Raw genomic sequence first — 21,149 nt, forward strand, 5'->3', positions numbered from 1 at the left:
ACGTGTTTAGCTATACTTTAGTTCATTGCGCAGGCTCTATTACAATTTGATGTATTAATTCTTGCGGCAATAAAGGTGTATGTTTGCCCTCAACGTAATCACTAAAACCCGCTCTATAAAATTCAGATAATGGATGCCCCGATTGCCCACCAGAAATAGCCATAATTGCATGCTCTAAATGCCCAGGTTGAGCAATAAAGCGTTGCGATGCGCCAAAACTACGCCCTTGTACAGCAGGCATGTAACTATCACCAAAACCCTTAGCTGTAGGCATATTTAATAACTTAGCAAGTAACGGCATTTGCTTTGCAAATGGATGCTCTATCACTAACTCATTTACCTTGCCCCACTGCCAGCTTTGTACGTTATTGCCAAATTGTTCTGTAAGCTTAGTGATAGTTTGGCTAAATGCACCGTGTAATTGTGCATCCCAGCTCTTAAATTGTGGGTTTATCCATGTGTTGGGTTTGTTGTTAATAAGCTGCCAAACTGCGGGCTCTAAATCTCGTTTTACGTATTTAAGTGTGCCTTGTTGTTTATTTAATTCGTCTTCCATATCGCTAAATAAAATATTAATCACTTCATTGCGGTAGCGCTTAACCAAGGTATACCCTATGGAGTTTGAACATGCACATTGCTGCCAATTTTCGAGTGCTGTTATATATTGTTGATTTTTAGTTGTATCGGTTTTTAATTGCTTTAATAGCAGAGCATGCCAAGGCATTAAAAAGCGAGCTTGATTATCAAGTTGTAATGCGTAAAAGTCGCTCTCAGCAAATGTTTTTTTTTCAAATAATCTATCGCGAATTTGACTTGAACGCGCACCGAGTGCATAACCACCATTACCAAAACGCGCGTTATCTTCAGCCGATACCACGCGAGAATTACCAGTCCATAATCGCCCACTCTGTGGGTTTTTAACAAAGGGCCGTTGTAATTCGTTTTGCTGCCAAAGCACGCTGTAATCATCGGCATTTACGCCAAGCTCACTTGGTGTTTTACGAGCCGGTATACCACCGATATTTTTCCACGCTGCGCTACCTTGGCTGTCTACCACCATTAAATTTTGCACCGGAATGCCCACATCGCTTGCTACAGCAAGTGCATCATCTACTGTTTTGGCTTGCTCTAACTTTAAGAGTTGCATATTAACGGCGTAAGGCTGATGTGCAGCCCAGCTAAGTGCATAAGGTTTTTTGTTAATATATTTTACAGGGCCATATTCGCTAAGTATTAATGGGTAGTTTTCAACCTCCCCATCGGGTAATGCAATCGATTCATCTACTTGCCATGTTTTACGCTCGTCATTTAAAGCAATCCAATCGGCAGTATCTAAATAGCCATTCGTAAATCCCCATGCAATATTATTGTTTGTGCCCACTACAATGGCAGGTGCGCCTGGCAGCGATACACCAGTTACTTGGGTAGGCGCTCCATTTTGCATGTAATTTAGCTGTGTTCTGTACCAAATTACAGGCACTGCCATCGATAAATGCATATCATCCGACACCATACCAGCGCCTGTTTTAGTAAGCGCTCCTGTAACAGCCCAGTTATTACTGCCGCGCTCTTGATTGGCTTCAATACTTTTAACTGTGTGTTGTGTTTGAGTTGGCAAAGTAGGTATGCCGCCGCTATAAGGCGCTAATCTACTGCCATCAAGTGCGGCTTGGTAATTACTTGGTTGCGTTAAAAAATCAACCATTTGCTTTGTGTACGCTTGCTCAATTTGAATGAGTGCTTGGTCGCGCTCAAATGTGGCGCTTTGTAAATCAAGGTACATACTAAATATCACAAGTAGGCTGTCTTCACTTTGCCATGGCTTTTGTGTTGCACCGGTTAGTAAATACTCAAAGCTTGAATACCCTACTTGCGCTAAACCTTCGTTTACACCTTGAGCGTAACGTTTAAGTAATTGCTTATCTGCCTCTGGCAGCGTTTGTAAAATAATTTGGCTGCGTTTACGCAATTGATGAAAACGCATTTTTTTATCAAGCCCCAGCGCAGCTTCGCCAAATAATTCACTTAGCTCGCCTGCTGCATTACGCCTTAATAAATCCATTTGAAAGAATCGGTCTTGCCCGTGTGCATAACCTAAACCGTAGGCGGCGTCGTTTCGGCTATTGGCGTTTATTACTGCTTGCCCTAATGCATCTCGCGAAATTTTTACAGGCTCTACTACCGCGTTACTACGCCCGCTTCCGTCAAGAGCCGGTAAACTTAAACTAAGTACACCATAAACAACGGCGGTACTCGCCAACCCTAAAATAACAGTCAATAACAGTAACCATTTGATTAATTTAAACATCGGCCTTTCCTTTGATAATTTTCACCAAGCGTTGAGAGCATATAATAACCACAGTTTTATTAAATAATAATGTTCTTGCTCGCAAAGGGTGAAATAAACATCAAAATCCACGATAATGTCAGCTCCACACATCGTGCAGAACTAGTTGAGATCAATATGACTGAAAAAACATTTATCAAAGGTAAAGACCGCGACCTAGAATCGTCAATCTCTACCATGCAAAACAAGCTTAAAGCCCTAAACATTAATGTTGAAGAAGCGCTTTGGCTTAATCCTGTAGCTAACTGTTATTCGGTTCATATAAAAGACAGCGACTGCGGTGTTATGTTTACCAATGGTAAAGGCGCAACCGACAAAGCATCTATTGCTTCAGCGCTAGGTGAATACTTTGAACGTTTAAGCTGTAACTACTTTTTTGCAGACTTTTATCTAGGTGAAGAATTTGCTAATGGCGAGTTCACTCATTACCCAAGCGAAAAATGGTTTAAAGTTGAAGGCGATGAAGTACCACAAGGTATTATGGATGAAAGCTTATGGGATTACTTTGACCCAGAGCACGAACTTAACGCATCACACCTTTTTGATTTTAACTCAGGCAATATCGATCGTGGCATTTGTACCCTGCCCTACACTCGCCAACGCGATAACCAAGACGTATACATACCGGTAAACGTTATTGGTAATATTTTTGTATCTAACGGTATGAGCGCTGGTAACACGAAATTTGAAGCGCGCGTACAAGGTTTATCAGAAGTATTTGAACGCGCGATTAAAAACCGCATCATCGCCGAAGGTATTTGTTTACCAATCGTGCCTGAAGACGTTGTTAAGCAATACCCTAAAATTCACGAAGCGTGTGAAGAGCTTCGCAGCCATGGCTTTCATTTACGCATTGCCGATGCATCGCTTGGGGGTAAATACCCTGTAATGAGCGTAACGCTTATTAACCCAACAGATGGCTCTGTATTTGCTTCGTTTGGTGCTCACCCATCATTTGAAGTTGCGCTTGAGCGTACCGTTACCGAGTTACTACAAGGTCGTCGTCTTGATCAGCTAGATGTATTCCAACCTGCAACATTTGATAACGATGAAGTAGCAACACCAGAGAACATTGAACTGCACTTTATTGATTCAAGCGGTTTGATTTCGCATGATTTCTTCCGTGCAAAACCTGACTTTAAATTTGTCCATTGGGACTTTAGCGGCACAACAGAGCAAGAATATAACTTCTGTACTGACCTAATTCACAGCATGGATCATGATATCTACATCATGGATTACACGCATCTAAACGTATACGCATGTCGTATTTTAGTACCGGGCATGTCAGACATTTACCCTGTTGATGAGCTTATTTGGCGCAACAACAACGAAGGCGCGAAATTCCGCGAAACATTCCTATCGCTTGATCAGTACGATGCAGAGCAATGGATGGACATTTACGACAGCCTTGAAGAAGCAGGCCACAGCGATATTATCCGCGCCGCAGAATTTATTGGCCTTGCAACCGATGCCAACACACCATGGCACACGCTGCGCATTGGTGAGCTTAAAGCACACCTATGTTTAGCTGCAGGCAGCGAAGAAGCCATTGATTGGGTTGACTGGATACTTCATACAGGCCAAGTAAACGAAGAGGCAATGCGCCACTTCCGCTGTTTAAAAGCAGTTCTTGAAATTAAATACGATGACGAGCGCGAATACGCCGATTACCAAGATGCATTAGGCTTAATGTTTGGTGCTAATAATGTAGCGCTGGCTATAGAAATTGCCGACGGTGAAAAGCAGTTTAACGGTTTAACTTTCCCTGGTTTATCGCTTGAAGGCTTTAAAAAGCATGCGGCGCTACTTGATGGTTACCGCAAGCTACATGTAGCAAAGCAAAATCATTGGGCGCGTGAAGTTAGCGATGCGTAACTAGTTAAACAACTAATTATAAAAAATAAACGGCGTATTTAAGGGCATGTTGACCTTTCAGGATTAATTTTTTAACCTCGAAAGACCAACAGGCTCTAGCGCTGTTTTCATTTTCGTAATAAATTAGCTATAGTTAATTTGCCTTAATTAACGCCAACATGCAGCTAATGCCACCATCGATTAATAATAAAAAAACGAATGTTCATAACTTTAAGCTGACCTTTTGGCTATCGCTTACATTAACTGTATTGGTTTGTGTGGTACTTGAGCGTATTAACTATAATCGAGCAAAAGACGCCCATCGATTGCAAATCCTCTCCGAAGTAAGCACCTATCGCGCCCAGCTTGAATCGACTTTAGTTTCTAATATCCAACTAGTGCGTGGCTTAGGTGTTGCCGTAGCCGTAGAGCCAAACTTAGAGCAAGAACGCTTTGCACAGATTGCCACCCCTCTTTTCAATACCTCAAAAGAACTGCGTAATATTGGCGGCGCCCCAAATATGGTTATTCAAATGACTTATCCTTTAAAAGGAAATGAAAAAGCGATAGGTCTTAATTTTTTAAATAACAAAAATCAACGTGCAGATGCAATTAGAGCCCGCGACACAAACACGATCATCATGGCTGGGCCACTCACTTTAGTGCAAGGAGGTGAGGCATTAATAGCCAGAGTCCCTGTATACACCCCTCCTAAAAATGAATTTTGGGGTTTGTTATCAGTTGTGCTCGATATTCAAAAAATTTATACCAACTCTGGAATCTATGAACTTGAAAAGGAGTATCTCGTTGCCATACAAGGTCGCAATGGTTTAGGTAAAAAGGGGGAGTTTTTTTATGGGAACTCAAATATTATTGAACAAAACCCTCTTGAATTCACTTTGAACTTCCAAGGTGGAAGCTGGCAACTATACGTTACCCCAAAGCTCGGTTGGAATCCGCCTCATTCAGCTATTTGGCCATTGCGTTTGGCTATTATTATTATTTGTGGATTACTGACTTGGGCGTTTTTATTCTTTTTAAAAATGCTTAATCGCCAACAACAAAACGAGAAAATGCTCGAAACAATGAGTGATTTAGCACAAATCGGCGCATGGTCATTTAATTTAGAAATTCAGCAAGTGTATTGGTCAGATATGACCAAAAAAATATTCAAATACCCATTAAATACCCAACCTAAGTGGCCAATAGATTTGAGCTACTTTAAAAAAGGCATGAGCAGAGAAACCATTAAACCTTTGATTGAACGTGCTATAAAACTCGGCGAAAAATACGAAGTTGAGCTGGAGGTAATGAATGCAGAAGGAGAGTCAATTTGGGTGCTTGTGCATGGTGAGGCAGAGCAAAAAAACGGACGATGTGTAAGAATTTTTGGATCATTGCAGAATATAGATACCCGAAAAAAAGTTGAATTAGAAAGTAGCTCTATAGCGTTGCATAACGAAATTTTAGCCTCGCTTACTATAAATAAATTAATTTTAAACGGCCAGCTAAGCCAATCCAAAGACATAATTACACAATCTATTTGCCAAGCATTTCAAATTGAGCGCGCCAGCATACGGTTTTTTGATAAAGGCAAAAGCCAACTAATTCCATTTGCCGTGCACAGTGAATTGAACTCAGCAGATAAAATAGAGTTACTTTGGCTTAGGAAAAACCTCCCAGACTTTTTTAATACTATTGACCATCAAGCTGTATTTAATGCTTCTGATGTTTTACAAAATTCAACCTTGGCGCCTCTCTCCACACATTATTTACTGCCGTTAGAGATCAAATCTATGCTGTGTGTAATTATACCTGCAGGCAGTGGTGTATTGGGTATTATTTGTGCTGAGCAATGTAGAATTAAACGTAATTGGACTAAAAATGAGGAAAGTTTTTTAATCGCTGTCGCCGCATTGATAGGTAGCCTACATTCTAGCCAGCAACGTATTGAAACTGAACAAGAGCTAGTAACAGCTAAAGAAACAGCAGAACAAGCAGTTGCCGAAAAAAGTGAGTTTTTAGCGAGTATGAGTCACGAAATTCGCACCCCAATGAACGGCGTGCTCGGAATGTTAAATATAATAAAGCAAACAAAATTAGATCAACAACAAGAACACCATATAGAGTTAGCCCAATCTTCTGCTCAATCATTACTTAATATAATTAATGACATTTTAGACTTTTCAAAAATAGAAGCCGGTAAACTCGATATCGACAATGTACAATTTAACTTACCTAAATTATTAGGTGAGGTGGTTGAATCGTTCGCCTTAAAAGTAGAGCAAAACAATACCAAGCTTATTTTAGATGCCACTCAAATTACAGTCAGCGAAATAATTAGCGACCCAAACAGGCTACGTCAAATTTTAAATAACTTGATCGGTAACGCTGTTAAATTCACCTTAAATGGTGAAGTAATAATTGTGGCAAAAATAAATGACACAACCAACGGTTCATTTTTACAATGCTCTATTATTGATACTGGTATTGGTATCGACTTTAAAAAACAAGCGACATTGTTTAACTCCTTTACACAGGCAGATGCCTCAAAAACGCGTCAGTTTGGTGGTACAGGATTAGGCCTTGCGATAGTAAAACAGCTTTGTGAACTCATGAACGGAGAGGTTAGTGTAACCAGCGTGAAAGGCCAAGGCAGCACTTTTTCTTTCACAATAAAGATACAACCTCGACTCAGTAAAGAGCAAGATCTACCGAGTCATTTAATTAAAGATAAGCATATTTTAATAATTGATGAATGCAGCTTAAATGCTAATACAGCAAGTAAGCAGCTCTCTGTTTGGGGCGCTAGTGTAGATTGCATCAATGACTATCAACAAATATTGAATTACTCACATAATGAGGTTCAAAATACTGATGCCATTTTAATTGATTACTACTTTTTTGAAAAAGCGTCGCCAGAATGCATTACTGCTCTAAAAGGATTTATAAATATACAAGGCTGTAAATTAGTAATAATGGCACCTATGAGCTACTCAAAAGAGGAATCAAAGCTAGCGATAAAGATTGATTGTATGATTTTAAAACCGCTAACGCCTTCTGATTTATTTGATTCACTCACTAATTAGAACTACAACAAAAGCAAGCTCAGTTGCAAAACAAACTCACAAAAATGGTCGCCACTAACTTTTCTCAACCACAAATTTTATTAGTGGAAGATAATAAAGTAAACCAAGTAGTCGCCTCAGCGTTATTAAAACAGGCTGGAGTGAGCTTTGATATTGCACAAAATGGGTTTGAGGCAATTGTTAAGCTCAATACAAAGCAAGGCGAGCCTTATGAGCTTATTTTAATGGACTGCCAGATGCCAGAAATGGACGGTTATCAGGCAACACAAGCGATAAGAAAAGGCGATGCAGGTAAGTATAATAAAAATATTACTATAATAGCCTTAACCGCAAATGCTATGCAGGGCGATAAAGATAAATGCCTTGCCGCTGGAATGGACGACTATTTGAGTAAACCTCTCGATCTAGCCGCTTTACAACCTAAACTTAGCCAATGGCTTGATACCCAATAAAAGTGTAAGCTAATAAAATACGCTTACTAATTTGAGATTATTTATGCAGTTATCAGCAAATCAACAACGTGTTATTGGTTGCTTACTAGAAAAGCAAAGTACGACGCCAGAGCATTATCCGCTATCGTTAAATGGCCTTACAAATGCATGTAATCAAAAGTCTAATCGCGATCCTGTTGTAAATTTCACTGAAAACGACGTACAAAATATACTTGATGAACTAATCGAACTGCATTTGGTTACAATAGACGAAGGCCTTTCTGGTCGCGTAAATAAATACGACCATCGTTTTTGTAATACTGAATTTAATAATTTACAATTTTCACAGCAACAGCGCGCTATTGTTTGTTTACTGCTATTACGCGGCGCACAAACACCAGGAGAGCTGAGAACTCGAAGTACTCGACTTGCTGAGTTTAATAATGTAAACGAAGTAGAGAGTGCACTAAATGAGCTTATTGAAAATGATTACGTAATAAAGTTAGAACGAGAACCTGGTAAGCGAGAAAGTCGCTATATACATCAGCTCGCAGACCAGCAAACTAACTTAACAAATAATACTCATGAGCCAAAAGTTAATGCACTTAAAAATAGTGAGTTAGACGAACTACTCGCAGAAGTTGAGCAACTAAAAACAGAACTACGTCAAATTAAAGCCCATTTAGGGCTTTAATTATTAAACGCTTAATCACATAATAAGTTTATATAAGACTATAGGAGCTGGCCATGCGCGCCGAAATTATGGCTGAAATGAAAGTTCAGCCAACAATTGATATAAACGCAGAAATAATCCGTCGAGTTAATTTTATAAAAGCACGCTTAGTGGCAGCTTACTCAAGGTCGTTAGTGCTCGGTATAAGTGGTGGCGTTGACTCATCAACTTGTGGACGTTTGTGCCAATTAGCAGTCAACCAGCTAAATGAAGAGCTAGACACTGATAAGTATCAATTTATTGCTGTTCGCTTGCCTTATGGCGTACAAGCCGATGAAGACGAAGCCCAAATGGCGGTTGATTTTATTCAGCCAAGTAAACGTATGACCGTTAACGTACAACCGGCAGCCGATGCGCTGCATGAGCAAGCGCTTGCAGCTATAGTTGGTAGCGGCGAAGCCCTTCCTGAACAAGCTCAGATAGATTTTATCAAAGGCAACGTTAAAGCACGCCAACGTATGGTTGCTCAGTATGAAATTGCAGGTTTTTGCCAAGGTTTAGTCGTAGGCACTGATCATAGTGCTGAAAACATTACTGGTTTTTATACCAAATTTGGTGATGGTGCATGCGATTTAGCGCCGCTTTTTGGTTTATCAAAACGCCAAGTTCGTGCGCTTGCAACTGCACTAGGTGCGCCAGCTTTATTAGTAGATAAAGCACCTACAGCTGATTTAGAAAGTGACCGCCCAGGCTTAACAGATGAAGAAGCACTTGGTTTAAGCTATGAGCAAATTGATGACTTTTTAGAAGGTAAACCTGTGTCTAATGATGTTGAACAAAAGCTTGTGAGTATTTACACGCGTACACAACATAAGCGCCAACCAATTCCGACAATTTACGATTAATGTTTTAGTAAATAAAATAAAGCAATTAATACCATTAATGATTAATTGCTTTTTTGATCGACAGATCAAGAGACTGCGTATATTTTACTAAATTAACACGCTAATATTTATTAATTACCCGCCAAAGAGAACACTGCATTATATGACATCGCCCATTTTAATTACCGGCGCAGGCCAACGTATTGGTTTAGCGCTAGCTCAGCATTACATAGCCCAAGGGCAGGCTGTTATTATTACGTATCGTACTCGTCACGACGCTGTTGATAAATTAGAGCAACAAGGCGCTGTATGTATTTATGCTGACTTTAGTACCGATGACGGTATTAGTGCATTTATAAATACGCTTAATATGCATACAACATCGCTGCGCGCTATTGTACATAACGCATCAAGCTGGGACTGCGAAGCTAACAACCCTGATTTTGTAGCACTGTTTGATAATATGATGCGTATACATGCCAAAACACCGTATTTAATTAATTTAATGTGCGCAGAGCTGCTTTTAAACTATCAGCAAAATGAAAAAGTACCTGCCGATATAATTCATCTCACTGATTATGTAGTTGAAACAGGCAGCCCTAAACATTTAGCTTACGCAGCAAGTAAAGCAGCACTCGACAACCTAACTAAATCGTTTAGCGCTAAATATGCGCCAAACATAAAAGTGAACTCGGTTGCTCCATCACTCATTATTTTTAATGAACATGACGATAAGCAATATCGAGCTAAGACCCTTAAAAAATCATTAATGGGCATTGAACCCGGATGCCAAGAAATTATCAATAGCATTGATTTACTATTACAAAGCCAATACATCACAGGGCGCTCTTTGCCTGTAGATGGCGGTCGTCATTTAAAGTAAATAAGCTAAATAAACTGAGATATTTATGCATAATGAATTAAAAGAAAGTTACCAAAAAATCATCACCGCAGTAGGCGAAGATGCTAACCGCGAAGGTTTACTTGATACGCCAAAACGTGCTGCAAAAGCAATGGAATATTTAACGCAGGGGTATCGTCAAACACTTGATGAAATAACTAATAAAGCGGTATTTACGTCTGATGCTGACGACATGGTGTTAGTGCAAGACATAGAGCTTTACTCTATGTGTGAACATCATTTACTGCCTTTTATTGGCCGCTGCCATATTGCTTATATTCCAAACGGTAAAGTATTAGGCTTGTCTAAATTTGCCCGTATTGTTGATATGTTTTCACGCCGTTTTCAAATTCAAGAACAGCTAACGCATCAAATCGCTAAAGCAGTTGAAGAAGTGACAGGCGCTAAGGGCGTAGGCGTTATTGTTGAGGCAAAACACATGTGTATGATGATGCGTGGTGTAGAAAAGCAAAATTCAAGCATGCGTACATCAGTAATGTTAGGTAACTTTAGAAGCGATCCTAAAACGCGTAACGAATTTTTGCAGCTTATAAAAGGTTAACCTATGGCTAATGCAATTATTAACGTTACTAATTTGCGACTGCGTACATTTATTGGCTTTAACCCCGATGAGCGTGAAAAAAAGCAAGACGTAGTGATCAATCTGGAGATTCACTACCCTGCTGATGATGCCTGTAAAACGGATGAAGTAGACCAAGCACTAAATTATAAAGTGATCACCAAAGAAGTGATTAGTTTAGTAGAGCAAGGGCACTTTTTACTGCTCGAGAAATTAGTTGCTGAAATTCTTGCGGTTTGTCACTCGCACCCAAGTGTTCATTACGCTAAAGCACGTGTTGATAAACCGCATGCACTGCGTTTTGCCGACTCAGTGTCGTTAACACTTGATTGGGCGAAATAACTTTTGTATCTAAATGAGTTTTTCGAATCCAACGGCAAGGGCGATAACCGCTAAATAGCGCGCGCCTTTGCCTAGCATTACTAGCAACAAAAAAGCACTAAACCGTACTTTAAATATGCCTCCAATTACTGTTAATGGATCTCCCACAACCGGTAACCAAGCAAATAACAAACTATATACACCATATTTATTAAATTGTTTTTGTGCGCTATCAAGCCCTTTTTGCGATACAGGAAACCACTTTTTATCTTTAAAACGCAGTACCTGCGTGCCTAACCAGTAATTAACGCAGCTTCCCAATACATTTCCAAGTGTTGCTACGCACCACATAAGCCATAAATTAACTTCACCTTGAGTAATCATCCCCACCATGATTACCTCAGAAGAGCTGGGCAATAATGTGGCAGATATAAATGCGCTAATAAATAACGTGAGATAAAGCATAATGCCCTTATGGCTAAACGTAAAAACCCAGCCTATAGCTTAATGCCAGTCAGTTAACAGCTGACTGGCGTTTTTTATTGGGGTATTTACTGGGTTTTGGTTTCACACATCTCGGATACGCCCGCTCCTGTTTTATCGGTAATATGTGATGTTCAACTTGAGCTTGTAATTGCTCTATTGATTTAGGTATCCGTCCTGCATTTTCTATAAACATTGTATGAATAAGGTTAATAATACTAATAGCACACGTCGTAAAACTCAGGTGTTTTGCATATATTCCAGACTTTTTCTGCGCCATTTTCACCATCTGATATCGGAGCAAGTTATAGCTCAACATTACGCCCCATAATTCTTGCGCTATCATCTCAGGTTTCTTGCTGCGTAGCGTGAAGTGACTATTCAGTAACGTTTGTTTCATTTCTCGATAACCAAGTTCAATTTCCCACCGTTCACTATAGAGGTCAACAATGTCAGCCTTAGGGAAACGCATTGGATCAGTCAGTGAAGTGAGTATATTCACCTCTTTCCCCTTAACCGTTTTTGTGACTAGCCTGACTTCAATGCTCTGTGGTAAATCGTCGAACTTTTTTCTCGCTTGTGCTGTTGCTTTTAGCTTGATAAGTTTGTCTTGACGACCTAAAGAGCGAACAATTTCATATTGCGTGCCTTTTCTCATCGGTTGAAGCCAATGCCTATTTTCCCCAGCATGATGCCAACGATTGAGTAAGCCTAGAGAATAGAAGCCTCTATCAAATAACGTCAGTGAGTTATCGGGTGTTGCCTCGATTAAGTCTTCAGCCAACACCATTTCACTAGTACGACAACTATCAAAGGCGCTCCCCATTAATAAATGGCTAGTTAACTCCATCAAACACACCATGCGAACCTGAGGGAAAGCCGTGTCACCATGCTGATTTTTCCACACGGAGAATGCATGTTGATTTTCAGCAGTATCCGGTGTGCGCCAAATAACACCATCAACACCCAGTAGTGATAGCCCGCACCATGTGGGATGGTTCGCATCAGCATTCCACATTTGCTGACTTTTCTCAAAAACCTGTTTAACGGCATCAGCCCCAAGCCGCTGCCTAGCCTGTACAACCGCACTGGGTGCAACGAGTTCTTTTTTACCTGGTAAAGCGAGCCCTAATTTACTGACAATACTCCACAGTGGGTCTTCACGATAAAACGACATACAAATGACTCAGTTGACCTAAGCCTTCTGAATTGGGTGCGTAGCTATTGGCAAGAGAAAGTGCGGTAGTGAGTTGCAAAATAAAAGGCTCCTGAATAAATTCAGAAGCCTTTATAAACTAACCAGAAGATCGGTCAATGGATCGTCAAATATTTCTTAACTGATCGGCATTAAGCCTATAGCTGGGTTTATAATACCAATTTTATTAAAAACATGATCATTCTAGCGTATTAAATAACTCACTAACTACGTTAAAAATTATTTATATAGACAACTAAGTATCATAATTTTAGCCTTGTTATTGAGCTATTTTCTTATCGCTATAATAGATCACTAATTTAATGCAATTGGTATAAAAATAAACTGAGGTTTTATTTTATAAAATTTAAACTAAACGGGTAATTAAACTCTTTACCTTCGTTCATAGGTTGGATCTTAAGAAAACTTGAAGTTGAACTCTGTTAATGATCAAATAGTTACGCCAATAAAAACATGACTAAAAACAGAGTTCACATGCAGATTAACCAAGTTTCAAACCAATTAAAAGCCCTTATCTCAGAAAAACACCTCATTGAGCTTGCAAAAACCTCTGGATTTCAAGTTCGACACCGTTGCCTGTCGATCGTTTCTCTGCTCAAAGCCGTATTTAAAAGCTTATCTTGCCTGCAAGACGCTAACTTGTCAGATATCCATCAAAACTTGCGAACGCAGGCTGATTGCACGATAAGTTATAAACCCTTTCATAATCAAATTCGAAAACCAGCCTTGACTGAGCTTGTCCGTGAGCTCGTTATTCAAGCGATGTCTAAATTGACTGTAAACACGCTGGATAAAACCTTTTTTACCCAGCGAGGAATACAGCGAGTGTTATTGCAAGATGGTTCTTCATTTGCTCTACATGATGAATTAGCGCAGGTTTTTGCTGGTCGTTTTACTGCTGTAAGTCCTGCCGCAATTGAGTTGCACGTTACCTATGACCTATTTAATGAACAACCCTGCGAAATAGATATTCGTCCCGATGTTGAAACTGAGCGCGCCTTTTTACCAGGTAGCCACACACTTGAAGATACGTTATTACTTGCTGATGCTGGGTATTTTGACTTAGATTACTTTGAGCAAGTAGCTCAAGATGGCGGATATTTTTTGATCAGAGCAAATAAAAACATTAACCCAATCGTTACATCAGCTTATTGCGCGGGTATAGAACTTAAAGAAAAGAACATTAAAATCAAAACGTTACTCGATAAATTCGCAAGCCAACCACTTGAATTAACAGTACGTTGGAAGAAAAATGGGCCCGAGTACAGGCTTATCTATTTACCGAATGAAAAGCGCCCCGTTTTCCTTGTTACTAATTTAAAAGAGGCACAGTTTAGCTTTGACGAGCTACTCGATATATATGCAACTCGTTGGCAAATTGAGTTGTTTTTCAAAGAACTAAAGTCATGGAATAACCTTAAAGGGTTCATCACACGAGATCCTCATATTGCCGAATCATTGGTTTGGCTGAGTATACTGCAAACACTTATCAAGCGTTTTATCTGCCATAGTGCAGCGGGTATGTTTAAGTGTGCGATCTCGACATTTAGAGCGAGTAAGTGCAGTTATCTTTGGTTGGATGATATTCTGGATTGCATAGAACAAACACGGTGCAGCCATAAGATACATCGTGTATTTGAGCTACTAGCGGTAAATTGTAAGCGGCAAAGCATTGAGAAAAACAATGATATTTGCCGTTTTAAGATAGGAAGTCACACGGTCTGTGTTCCTTAAGAACTAAGCTATGTACCTTCGTTAGCTTTAATACTCGCCAGTACAACCATTACAAACCCAAAAATTGCCACTAAAGGTAGTAATATTAAGCCTACTGCTACAAACATCAGTAAAAAACAAACTACATATGCAATTGCCATCGTTATTTGAAAGTTAAGCGCCTTTTTACCGTGCACGTCAACAACTGGCATTTCATCTTTTTTAATTAACCACACAATTAATGGCCCAATTATTGAGCCAAACGGCACAATAAATCCAGCTAATGCACTTAAATGACATAGCATAGCCCACGTACGGTCATCTTTATTAACTGGTTCAACCTGTTGATTTTCTTCCATAACACTCTCCTTTTTGTTTCATGTATGTTGCCTTTTAATTAAACAAATGTCCATAAATCAACTGCTGTATTAGCAAAAAATCACAACGTAAAATCTTGTGATAAAAAAGTGATAAGTTTGTGAGAGTTTCTGGAGACGATTATTCAATACTTAACTCGAATCATCACTTACAGGAAATAATAATGAAAGCTTCTACATTAACAATTGCAACTCTTTTAGCGGCAGCTAGCCAATCAACTATGGCCGCAGAGTTAGATTTAAAAATAACCAACTTAACTCAAGGCATCCATTTTACACCCGTATTAATAACTGCTCACGACAGTGAAGATAAACTGTTCGAAGTAGCAACGGAAGCCTCTACCGCATTACAAACAATGGCTGAGGGCGGAAATATTGCAGAACTAGTTGCACAAGCAACTGCCGCAGGTAGTGATATGGCTGCAAACCCGGCTGAAGGTCTACTTGCGCCAACAGTATCTGCAATGGCAACCCTAACGACATCTGATGGTAACGAATACCTTTCTGTTGCCGCAATGCTACTTCCTACAAATGACGGTTTTGTCGGTCTTGATAGCTGGAAAATTCCAACTGAAGCCGGAACGTATACTGTGTTTTTAAATGCTTACGATGCAGGTACTGAACAAAATAATGAACTTGTAGTAGAAGGTTCAGGTGCACCAGGTACGCCTGGTATTCCAGCTGCTCCTGGTGGTAATGCTGGTACCGGTGGTGCTGGTTTAACAAGCACCGATAGCAATATTAATATTCATATTCATCCTGGTAACTTAGGTGATGATGATCTAACCGCTGGTAATAGTGACTTAAGCAATACAGTGCACAGATGGTTAAACCCAGTAGCAAAACTAACCGTTACGGTTAAGTAGGAGCGCTATAATGTCATCTTTTAAAAACTTTAAAAAAAGCGCTTTAATACTAGCGCTTGCAACTACTCTTGCAGCATGTGGCGACAATGATAGCAACGAGCCTGATCAAGTAGTTGCACCAACACCAGCACCGACAGCTACCAGCTATGAATTTAATGTTACTGTAAGTAATTTAACTGCTGGTCAACCATTTTCACCAGTTGCCGTTATTGCACACCATGAAGGTACGCTATGGCAAATAGGCAGTCCTTCATCAGTGGCATTAGAAACAATGGCTGAAGGCGGGGATAACAGCCAACTCCTTACATTTGAAAATGGTATTGCTAATGCATCGAGTGAAGGCCCAGTTGGACCTGGTGCAAATACCACAATCACGATTACTACCGACACGCTTGAAGTACTAAAACTATCGCTTGCCACTATGATGGTGAATACAAATGATGGGTTTACCGGTCTTAGTGCTGTAGATGTATCTACATTAGCCGTTGGTGAGTCTATTATGCGCACCACCGTTGCTTATGATGCAGGTACGGAAGCAAATACAGAAGCAGCTGGTACATTACCGGGTCCTGTGGATGGCGGCGAAGGCTTTAATGAAGCCCGCGATGATGTTGATTTTGTAGCAAGACACCCTGGTGTAGTTACTAATGAAGACGGGCTATCAAGTTCAGTGCTAAGCCCTGAACATAAATTTGATAATCCATTGGCGAAAGTTGTCATTACTCGAACTCAGTAATTAATATTAACGATATTTACGCGTTGACATACCAGCTTGTAATGGGGAAGTAAGGGAGCACGGATGCCCCCCTTTTTACGAGGTTATACATGCGTCACGAAAAATTATTAGTAGTAGAAGACGACAGAGAAATAGGTAAATTAATTACCACGCAGCTTACTTCACTTAACTTACATGTTGATCATGTTGTGAGTGCCGAGCTTGCTTTAAAAAAAATAGCTAAGCACCCCTACGGACTCATTTTACTCGATATAAACTTACCGCAAATGGATGGTTTGAGTTTATGCCGGAAAATAAAAGAACATTATCCTACTACTTCTGTGATTTTACTGACCGCGCTCAGTAGCGATATGGACAGAGTGATTGGTCTTGAAATGGGCGCAGATGATTATATTTGTAAACCTTTTTTTGCGCGTGAGTTACAAGCCAGAGTAAAGACCCAACTGCGCCACAGAGCACAATTACTTGCCAGTCAGAATAACGATAACTCACCCGTTGATAGCGAACAAACGCTAAACGTAGGGTCACTCCACATTGAGTTCAGTTCGCACCAAGTTTATTTAGGCAAGCAAGCACTCAACCTTACCGCCACCGAATTTGATTTACTTGTTTATTTTGCACGCCACCCTAGTCATGTTTTTAGTCGCCAACAATTACTCGATAAAGTATGGGGATATCAACATAGTGGTTACGAGCACACAGTTAATTCGCACATAAACCGCTTACGCGCCAAGCTAGAAGAGCACCAGAAAGTGCCCATTATAGAAACGGCTTGGGGTGTGGGTTATAAACTAAACCCTAGCCAACTAAATTAAGACTCCTATTATGAAATTATCTTTGTACCAAAAATTAGCCATATCGTTAGTTGTTATATTTTGTTTTATTTGTGCACTTGTTTATGGCTGGAGCAAACAATTAGAACTTACTTCAAAACACCATGGTGAGCAAAATCTGCATTTAGCATTAGCTGAGCATTTAGTACAAGATAACCCATTGATAAAAGAAGGTGTTTACGACTATAAAGCGCTCGAAAACCTTTTTCATACTTTAATGCTATTAGGCCCTGCGTTTGAATTTTATTTTGTAGACGAAACCGGAAAAATTCTTACTTACTCAGCAAAGCCAGGAAAAGTTAAGCGTAACTATATCGATTTAGCGCCTTTAAAAAAGCTCATTAATGATCCTAAAGCAGCACCTATCTATGGTGATAATCCGCGCAATAAAGACCAAAAAAAAATATTTTCGGTTGCGCCTGTATTTAATCACGACAAGTTACAAGGTTACCTATATGTAATTATTGGCGGTGAAGCCTACGATACCTCCCTCAATACTATAAAAAATAATGACAGGCTATGGCTAGCCGCTTTATGGCTTGGCTCCGCTTTAGCCTTTTTACTCATTGCAATGCTAATTTTACTGCGTTTTTTCACCAATCCAATACAGCGTTTAGCCCGTGATGTAAGCAATATTGAAGCGGCCAATTACAGCCTTACAGATACAAAATTAAGTAACTATTCAACACAAAAAAGCAATGAAGTACATAGTTTGGGTCGCAGCATTCAAGCAATGCTTACCCGTATTAATGAGCAATTTAAAGCACTTGAAGAGGGCGATAAACAACGCAAAGAGTTACTCACTCACTTATCGCACGACCTACGTACACCACTTGCATCACTGCAAGGATTTTTAGAGGTTTTAAATCAATCTGGTGAGCAATTAAGTCAAAAAGAACAACAAGAATACTTACAAGTGTCACTTAATAATTGCGGACAATTAAAATTACTCATAGAGCAAATATTTGAACTTGCCCATTTAGAAAATGGCGAAATAAACATAAATAAAGAAACCTTTAATTTAGGCGAGTTAATTTATGACTGCATTGCTAAATTTAGCTTAGCTGTAAATAAAAAGGGTATTCATTTATCGGTAGAACCTGCAATTTGTGATTTCCCTGTTGTAGCCGATATCGCAAAATTAGAACGCGTGTTAAGTAACTTAATTGACAACGCGATTAGGCATACGCCTAGCGGTGGTAGCATTGCAGTGCATGTAAAGCGCAGTGGCGACAATCAGCTATTCGTGCATGTTTCAGATACTGGCGTTGGAATAAAACAAGATGAACTGAGTGCTATTTTTAATCCTCACTATCAAGCCACTAATTCAAATAAAGCGGGTCGTCAGCAAGGCGGCTTAGGGCTAGCTATATGTCGGGGTTATTGAAACTGATGGACAGCGAAATTAATGTACACAGTGAACTTGGTAAAGGCACTATATTTAGTTTTAACCTACCACAAAAAAAAGTGCTTCTTTAAGAAGCACTTTATATTCACATAATGACCTGTTTTAGCTCAACAGGTTCGTTACTTTTTAATACCTGCTAAATCAAGCATAAATGCATAGTTTAGCGCGGTATCTTCTAAGCGCTTAAAGCGACCTGATGCACCACCGTGCCCTGCTTCCATATCTATTTTAAACAGTAACTTATTGTCATCTGTTTTATAGTCACGCAGCTTAGCAACCCATTTTGCAGGCTCAAAGTATTGAACTTGCGAATCGTGCAAGCCAGTCGTTACTAACATATTAGGATATGCTTGCTTAGATACTTGGTCGTATGGCGAGTAAGACAACATGTAATCGTAATACGCTTTTTCGTTCGGATTACCCCACTCTCCATATTCATTTGTTGTAAGTGGAATGCTCGCATCTAGCATGGTTGTTACTACATCGACAAATGGCACCGCAGCAACCATGCCTTTATAAAGCTCTGGTGCTTGGTTTGCAACTGCGCCCATTAATAAGCCACCAGCACTACCACCTAACGCAAATATTTCATCTTTTGCGCCATACTTTTGAGAAACCAATGCTTTAGTTACGTCAACAAAGTCATTAAACGTATTCTTTTTAGTTAGTAGCTTGCCGTCTTCGTACCAAGGACGACCTAACATTTGCGAGCCTCGAACATGAGCAATGGCAAATACAAAGCCACGGTCTAACAAGCTCAAGCGTGAGCTGGAGAACGTTGGATCCATCGTTGCCCCGTACGAACCATAACCGTACTGCAGCAATGGATTTGTACCGTCTTTTTTAAACGCATCTTTACGATAAACCAAACTTACCGGTACTTTTATACCGTCACGCGCAGTTACAAAAATGCGCTCTGAGGCATAGTTGTCAGCACTAAAGCCGCCCAATACAGTTTGTTGTTTAAGTAATGTTTTGTTGCCTGTTGCTAAATTTACATCGTATGATGAATCAGGCGTTGTCATGCTTGTGTAGTAAACACGTAACGTATCGCTATCAATCTCATTATTGCCATAAGTGCTAATTGTATAAGCGCTGTCGTTAAAGCTCAGTGGTAACTCTTTACCTGTTTTTAAATTGCGAGCAATAAGTTTTGACTGACCCATTTCACGTTCTTGATATACTAGGTAGTTACCAAATAAATCAATGCCCTCTAGTTTGACATTATCACGCGCTGGGATCACACTTTGCCAATTAGCTTTGTTACCCGCTTTATCAACATCCACCTTCATTAGCTGAAAATTTACTGCGTTTAAATTAGTTACAATGTAGTAAGTATTTCCTAGTTTAGATATTTCATATTCAAGCCCTACTTCGCGCTCAATTAAACGCTTAGGCGTTGCCTTAGCATCATCAGCGCTCAATACCGACACACCTGATGCAGCCGTGCTGCTGTGCCAAATATAAATCTCTGACTCATCTTTACTTTTACTCATACCCATGTAGTAACTGGTATCAGTTTCTTCGTAAATTAGCTCATCATCAGCTTGTGATGTACCTAATGTATGACGATAAACTTGGTAGCCTAGTAGGGTTTGCAAATCTTTTTTAATGTAGTAAACCGTTTTATTATCGTTTGCCCACACAATGCCACCGTTAGTGCCCTCAAGTGTGTCTTCGAGTAATTTACCGGTTGTTAAATCTTTTATTTTTACACTATAAATACGACGGCTAACAGTATCTTCGCCATAAGCCATTAAATTGCCATTCGGGCTTACATCTAAGCCACTTACCGCATAATAATCATGGCCTTTAGCAAGCTCATTTACATCTAAAATAACTTGCTGATCGGTACCTGTAAAATCACTGCTGCGTAAATAAGTAGTGTACTCGTTATCGCCACGTGTTTGCGTTGAGTAAAAATAATCACCGTTTTTAACTGGGACTGAATCATCGTCTTTTTGAATACGCCCTTTTAGCTCCTCAAACAATTTACTTTGCAACGTTTTAGTATGTGCAAGCATTGCATCTGTATATGTATTTTCGGCTTCTAAATAGTTAATCACTTCAGGTGCTTTACGCTCATCATCACGTAGCCAATAGTAATCATCTATACGCGTATCCCCATGAATAGTCATTTCATGAGGTACTTTTTTAGCAATCGGCGCCACGGCACTCACTGGTTTTTCTGTTTGCTGTGTTTGCATAGTTGTTGCTGTATCTGAAGGTGTACTTTTTGGGGCATTATCACACCCGGCTAGCACAGCTAGTGATAACGCGGCTAGCGTGAATGAAGAACGAATCATTATGAAATCTCTATGGTTTTTATTATTGGTGACATTAAATATACCTAATAATAAAGCGTGGTGTAATTTAGTTTGTGAAGCTATGTAAAAAGGGAGCCGAGGCTCCCTTTAAAATAACGTGTTAGTTA

At 39.8% G+C, this 21,149-nt stretch carries 14 protein-coding genes and 3 pseudogenes; 12 read left to right on the forward strand and 5 right to left on the reverse strand.

Going from position 1 to position 21,149, the window contains the following annotated elements; translation table 11 throughout:
- Positions 1 to 22: 22 nt before the first annotated feature.
- Entirely contained in the window at positions 23 to 2,308 is a 2,286-nt protein-coding gene (locus tag AC0VZ4_RS19570; protein WP_475440485.1) for a penicillin acylase family protein, read from the reverse strand.
- A gap of 156 nt (positions 2,309 to 2,464) precedes the next feature.
- Between AC0VZ4_RS19570 and ycaO the strand changes: the two genes are divergently transcribed.
- The 7 genes and pseudogenes from ycaO (at position 2,465) to folX (ending at position 11,104) form a co-directional block, all read left to right on the forward strand.
- A complete protein-coding gene (ycaO, locus tag AC0VZ4_RS19575) occupies positions 2,465 to 4,225 on the forward strand; it encodes a 30S ribosomal protein S12 methylthiotransferase accessory factor YcaO (RefSeq protein ID WP_475440486.1) in 1,761 nt (586 codons plus the stop codon).
- A gap of 167 nt (positions 4,226 to 4,392) precedes the next feature.
- A pseudogene (locus AC0VZ4_RS19580) lies at positions 4,393 to 7,745 on the forward strand (ATP-binding protein).
- Positions 7,746 to 7,788: 43 nt separating this feature from the next.
- Complete coding sequence (locus AC0VZ4_RS19585; protein ID WP_475440487.1) at positions 7,789 to 8,418, forward strand: YceH family protein; 630 nt, start codon at positions 7,789 to 7,791, stop codon at positions 8,416 to 8,418.
- 53 nt (positions 8,419 to 8,471) lie between these two features.
- Positions 8,472 to 9,302, forward strand: a complete 831-nt coding sequence (gene nadE / locus AC0VZ4_RS19590; RefSeq protein ID WP_096793976.1) for an ammonia-dependent NAD(+) synthetase — start codon at positions 8,472 to 8,474, stop codon at positions 9,300 to 9,302.
- 142 nt (positions 9,303 to 9,444) lie between these two features.
- Entirely contained in the window at positions 9,445 to 10,164 is a 720-nt protein-coding gene (gene folM / locus AC0VZ4_RS19595) for a dihydromonapterin reductase (RefSeq protein ID WP_475440488.1), read from the forward strand.
- A gap of 25 nt (positions 10,165 to 10,189) precedes the next feature.
- Positions 10,190 to 10,744: a GTP cyclohydrolase I FolE gene (folE, locus tag AC0VZ4_RS19600; protein WP_007377310.1), complete on the forward strand. Its 555-nt coding sequence runs from the start codon at positions 10,190 to 10,192 to the stop codon at positions 10,742 to 10,744.
- Positions 10,745 to 10,747: 3 nt separating this feature from the next.
- Positions 10,748 to 11,104, forward strand: coding sequence for a dihydroneopterin triphosphate 2'-epimerase (gene folX / locus AC0VZ4_RS19605; RefSeq protein ID WP_007377309.1), 357 nt, complete (start codon positions 10,748 to 10,750; stop codon positions 11,102 to 11,104).
- Positions 11,105 to 11,113: 9 nt separating this feature from the next.
- On the opposite strand, the gene AC0VZ4_RS19610 is transcribed toward folX, so the two are convergent.
- Together AC0VZ4_RS19610 and AC0VZ4_RS19615 are read right to left on the reverse strand one after the other, a co-directional pair.
- Positions 11,114 to 11,548, reverse strand: coding sequence for a YqaA family protein (locus AC0VZ4_RS19610; RefSeq protein WP_337119602.1), 435 nt, complete (start codon positions 11,546 to 11,548; stop codon positions 11,114 to 11,116).
- 49 nt (positions 11,549 to 11,597) lie between these two features.
- Positions 11,598 to 12,822: pseudogene (locus AC0VZ4_RS19615) on the reverse strand (IS4 family transposase).
- Positions 12,823 to 13,256: 434 nt separating this feature from the next.
- On the opposite strand from AC0VZ4_RS19615, the gene AC0VZ4_RS19620 reads away from it, so the two are divergent.
- Positions 13,257 to 14,516: an IS4 family transposase gene (locus AC0VZ4_RS19620; protein ID WP_337119945.1), complete on the forward strand. Its 1,260-nt coding sequence runs from the start codon at positions 13,257 to 13,259 to the stop codon at positions 14,514 to 14,516.
- Positions 14,517 to 14,524: 8 nt separating this feature from the next.
- Here AC0VZ4_RS19620 and AC0VZ4_RS19625 read toward each other — a convergent pair whose 3' ends face one another.
- On the reverse strand, positions 14,525 to 14,854 hold the full coding sequence (locus AC0VZ4_RS19625; RefSeq protein ID WP_475440489.1) for a DUF4870 domain-containing protein: 330 nt from the start codon (positions 14,852 to 14,854) through the stop codon (positions 14,525 to 14,527).
- A gap of 182 nt (positions 14,855 to 15,036) precedes the next feature.
- Here AC0VZ4_RS19625 and AC0VZ4_RS19630 point away from each other — a divergent pair, with 182 nt between their 5' ends.
- From AC0VZ4_RS19630 to AC0VZ4_RS19645, 4 genes and pseudogenes are all read left to right on the forward strand, one after another.
- The gene (locus AC0VZ4_RS19630) at positions 15,037 to 15,738 is read left to right on the forward strand and encodes a spondin domain-containing protein (RefSeq protein WP_007377306.1); all 702 of its coding nucleotides are present in this window, start codon (positions 15,037 to 15,039) and stop codon (positions 15,736 to 15,738) included.
- Positions 15,739 to 15,748: 10 nt separating this feature from the next.
- The gene (locus AC0VZ4_RS19635; RefSeq protein WP_007377305.1) at positions 15,749 to 16,474 is read left to right on the forward strand and encodes a spondin domain-containing protein; all 726 of its coding nucleotides are present in this window, start codon (positions 15,749 to 15,751) and stop codon (positions 16,472 to 16,474) included.
- A gap of 89 nt (positions 16,475 to 16,563) precedes the next feature.
- Positions 16,564 to 17,289, forward strand: coding sequence for a response regulator transcription factor (locus AC0VZ4_RS19640; RefSeq protein ID WP_475440490.1), 726 nt, complete (start codon positions 16,564 to 16,566; stop codon positions 17,287 to 17,289).
- 10 nt (positions 17,290 to 17,299) lie between these two features.
- A pseudogene (locus tag AC0VZ4_RS19645) lies at positions 17,300 to 18,786 on the forward strand (sensor histidine kinase).
- A gap of 48 nt (positions 18,787 to 18,834) precedes the next feature.
- Here AC0VZ4_RS19645 and AC0VZ4_RS19650 read toward each other — a convergent pair.
- A complete protein-coding gene (locus AC0VZ4_RS19650) occupies positions 18,835 to 21,021 on the reverse strand; it encodes a S9 family peptidase (protein ID WP_475440491.1) in 2,187 nt (728 codons plus the stop codon).
- Positions 21,022 to 21,149 lie beyond the last annotated feature (128 nt).

The organism is Pseudoalteromonas sp. QJM3NY_22, assembly GCF_056173065.1.

Coding starts and splice junctions, on each gene's coding strand:
- AC0VZ4_RS19570 (WP_475440485.1), bottom strand. CDS start 2,308: ATGTTTAAATTAATCAAATGGTTACTGTTATTGACTGTTATTTTAGGG.
- ycaO (WP_475440486.1), top strand. CDS start 2,465: ATGACTGAAAAAACATTTATCAAAGGTAAAGACCGCGACCTAGAATCG.
- AC0VZ4_RS19585 (WP_475440487.1), top strand. CDS start 7,789: ATGCAGTTATCAGCAAATCAACAACGTGTTATTGGTTGCTTACTAGAA.
- nadE (WP_096793976.1), top strand. CDS start 8,472: ATGCGCGCCGAAATTATGGCTGAAATGAAAGTTCAGCCAACAATTGAT.
- folM (WP_475440488.1), top strand. CDS start 9,445: ATGACATCGCCCATTTTAATTACCGGCGCAGGCCAACGTATTGGTTTA.
- folE (WP_007377310.1), top strand. CDS start 10,190: ATGCATAATGAATTAAAAGAAAGTTACCAAAAAATCATCACCGCAGTA.
- folX (WP_007377309.1), top strand. CDS start 10,748: ATGGCTAATGCAATTATTAACGTTACTAATTTGCGACTGCGTACATTT.
- AC0VZ4_RS19610 (WP_337119602.1), bottom strand. CDS start 11,548: ATGCTTTATCTCACGTTATTTATTAGCGCATTTATATCTGCCACATTA.
- AC0VZ4_RS19620 (WP_337119945.1), top strand. CDS start 13,257: ATGCAGATTAACCAAGTTTCAAACCAATTAAAAGCCCTTATCTCAGAA.
- AC0VZ4_RS19625 (WP_475440489.1), bottom strand. CDS start 14,854: ATGGAAGAAAATCAACAGGTTGAACCAGTTAATAAAGATGACCGTACG.
- AC0VZ4_RS19630 (WP_007377306.1), top strand. CDS start 15,037: ATGAAAGCTTCTACATTAACAATTGCAACTCTTTTAGCGGCAGCTAGC.
- AC0VZ4_RS19635 (WP_007377305.1), top strand. CDS start 15,749: ATGTCATCTTTTAAAAACTTTAAAAAAAGCGCTTTAATACTAGCGCTT.
- AC0VZ4_RS19640 (WP_475440490.1), top strand. CDS start 16,564: ATGCGTCACGAAAAATTATTAGTAGTAGAAGACGACAGAGAAATAGGT.
- AC0VZ4_RS19650 (WP_475440491.1), bottom strand. CDS start 21,021: ATGATTCGTTCTTCATTCACGCTAGCCGCGTTATCACTAGCTGTGCTA.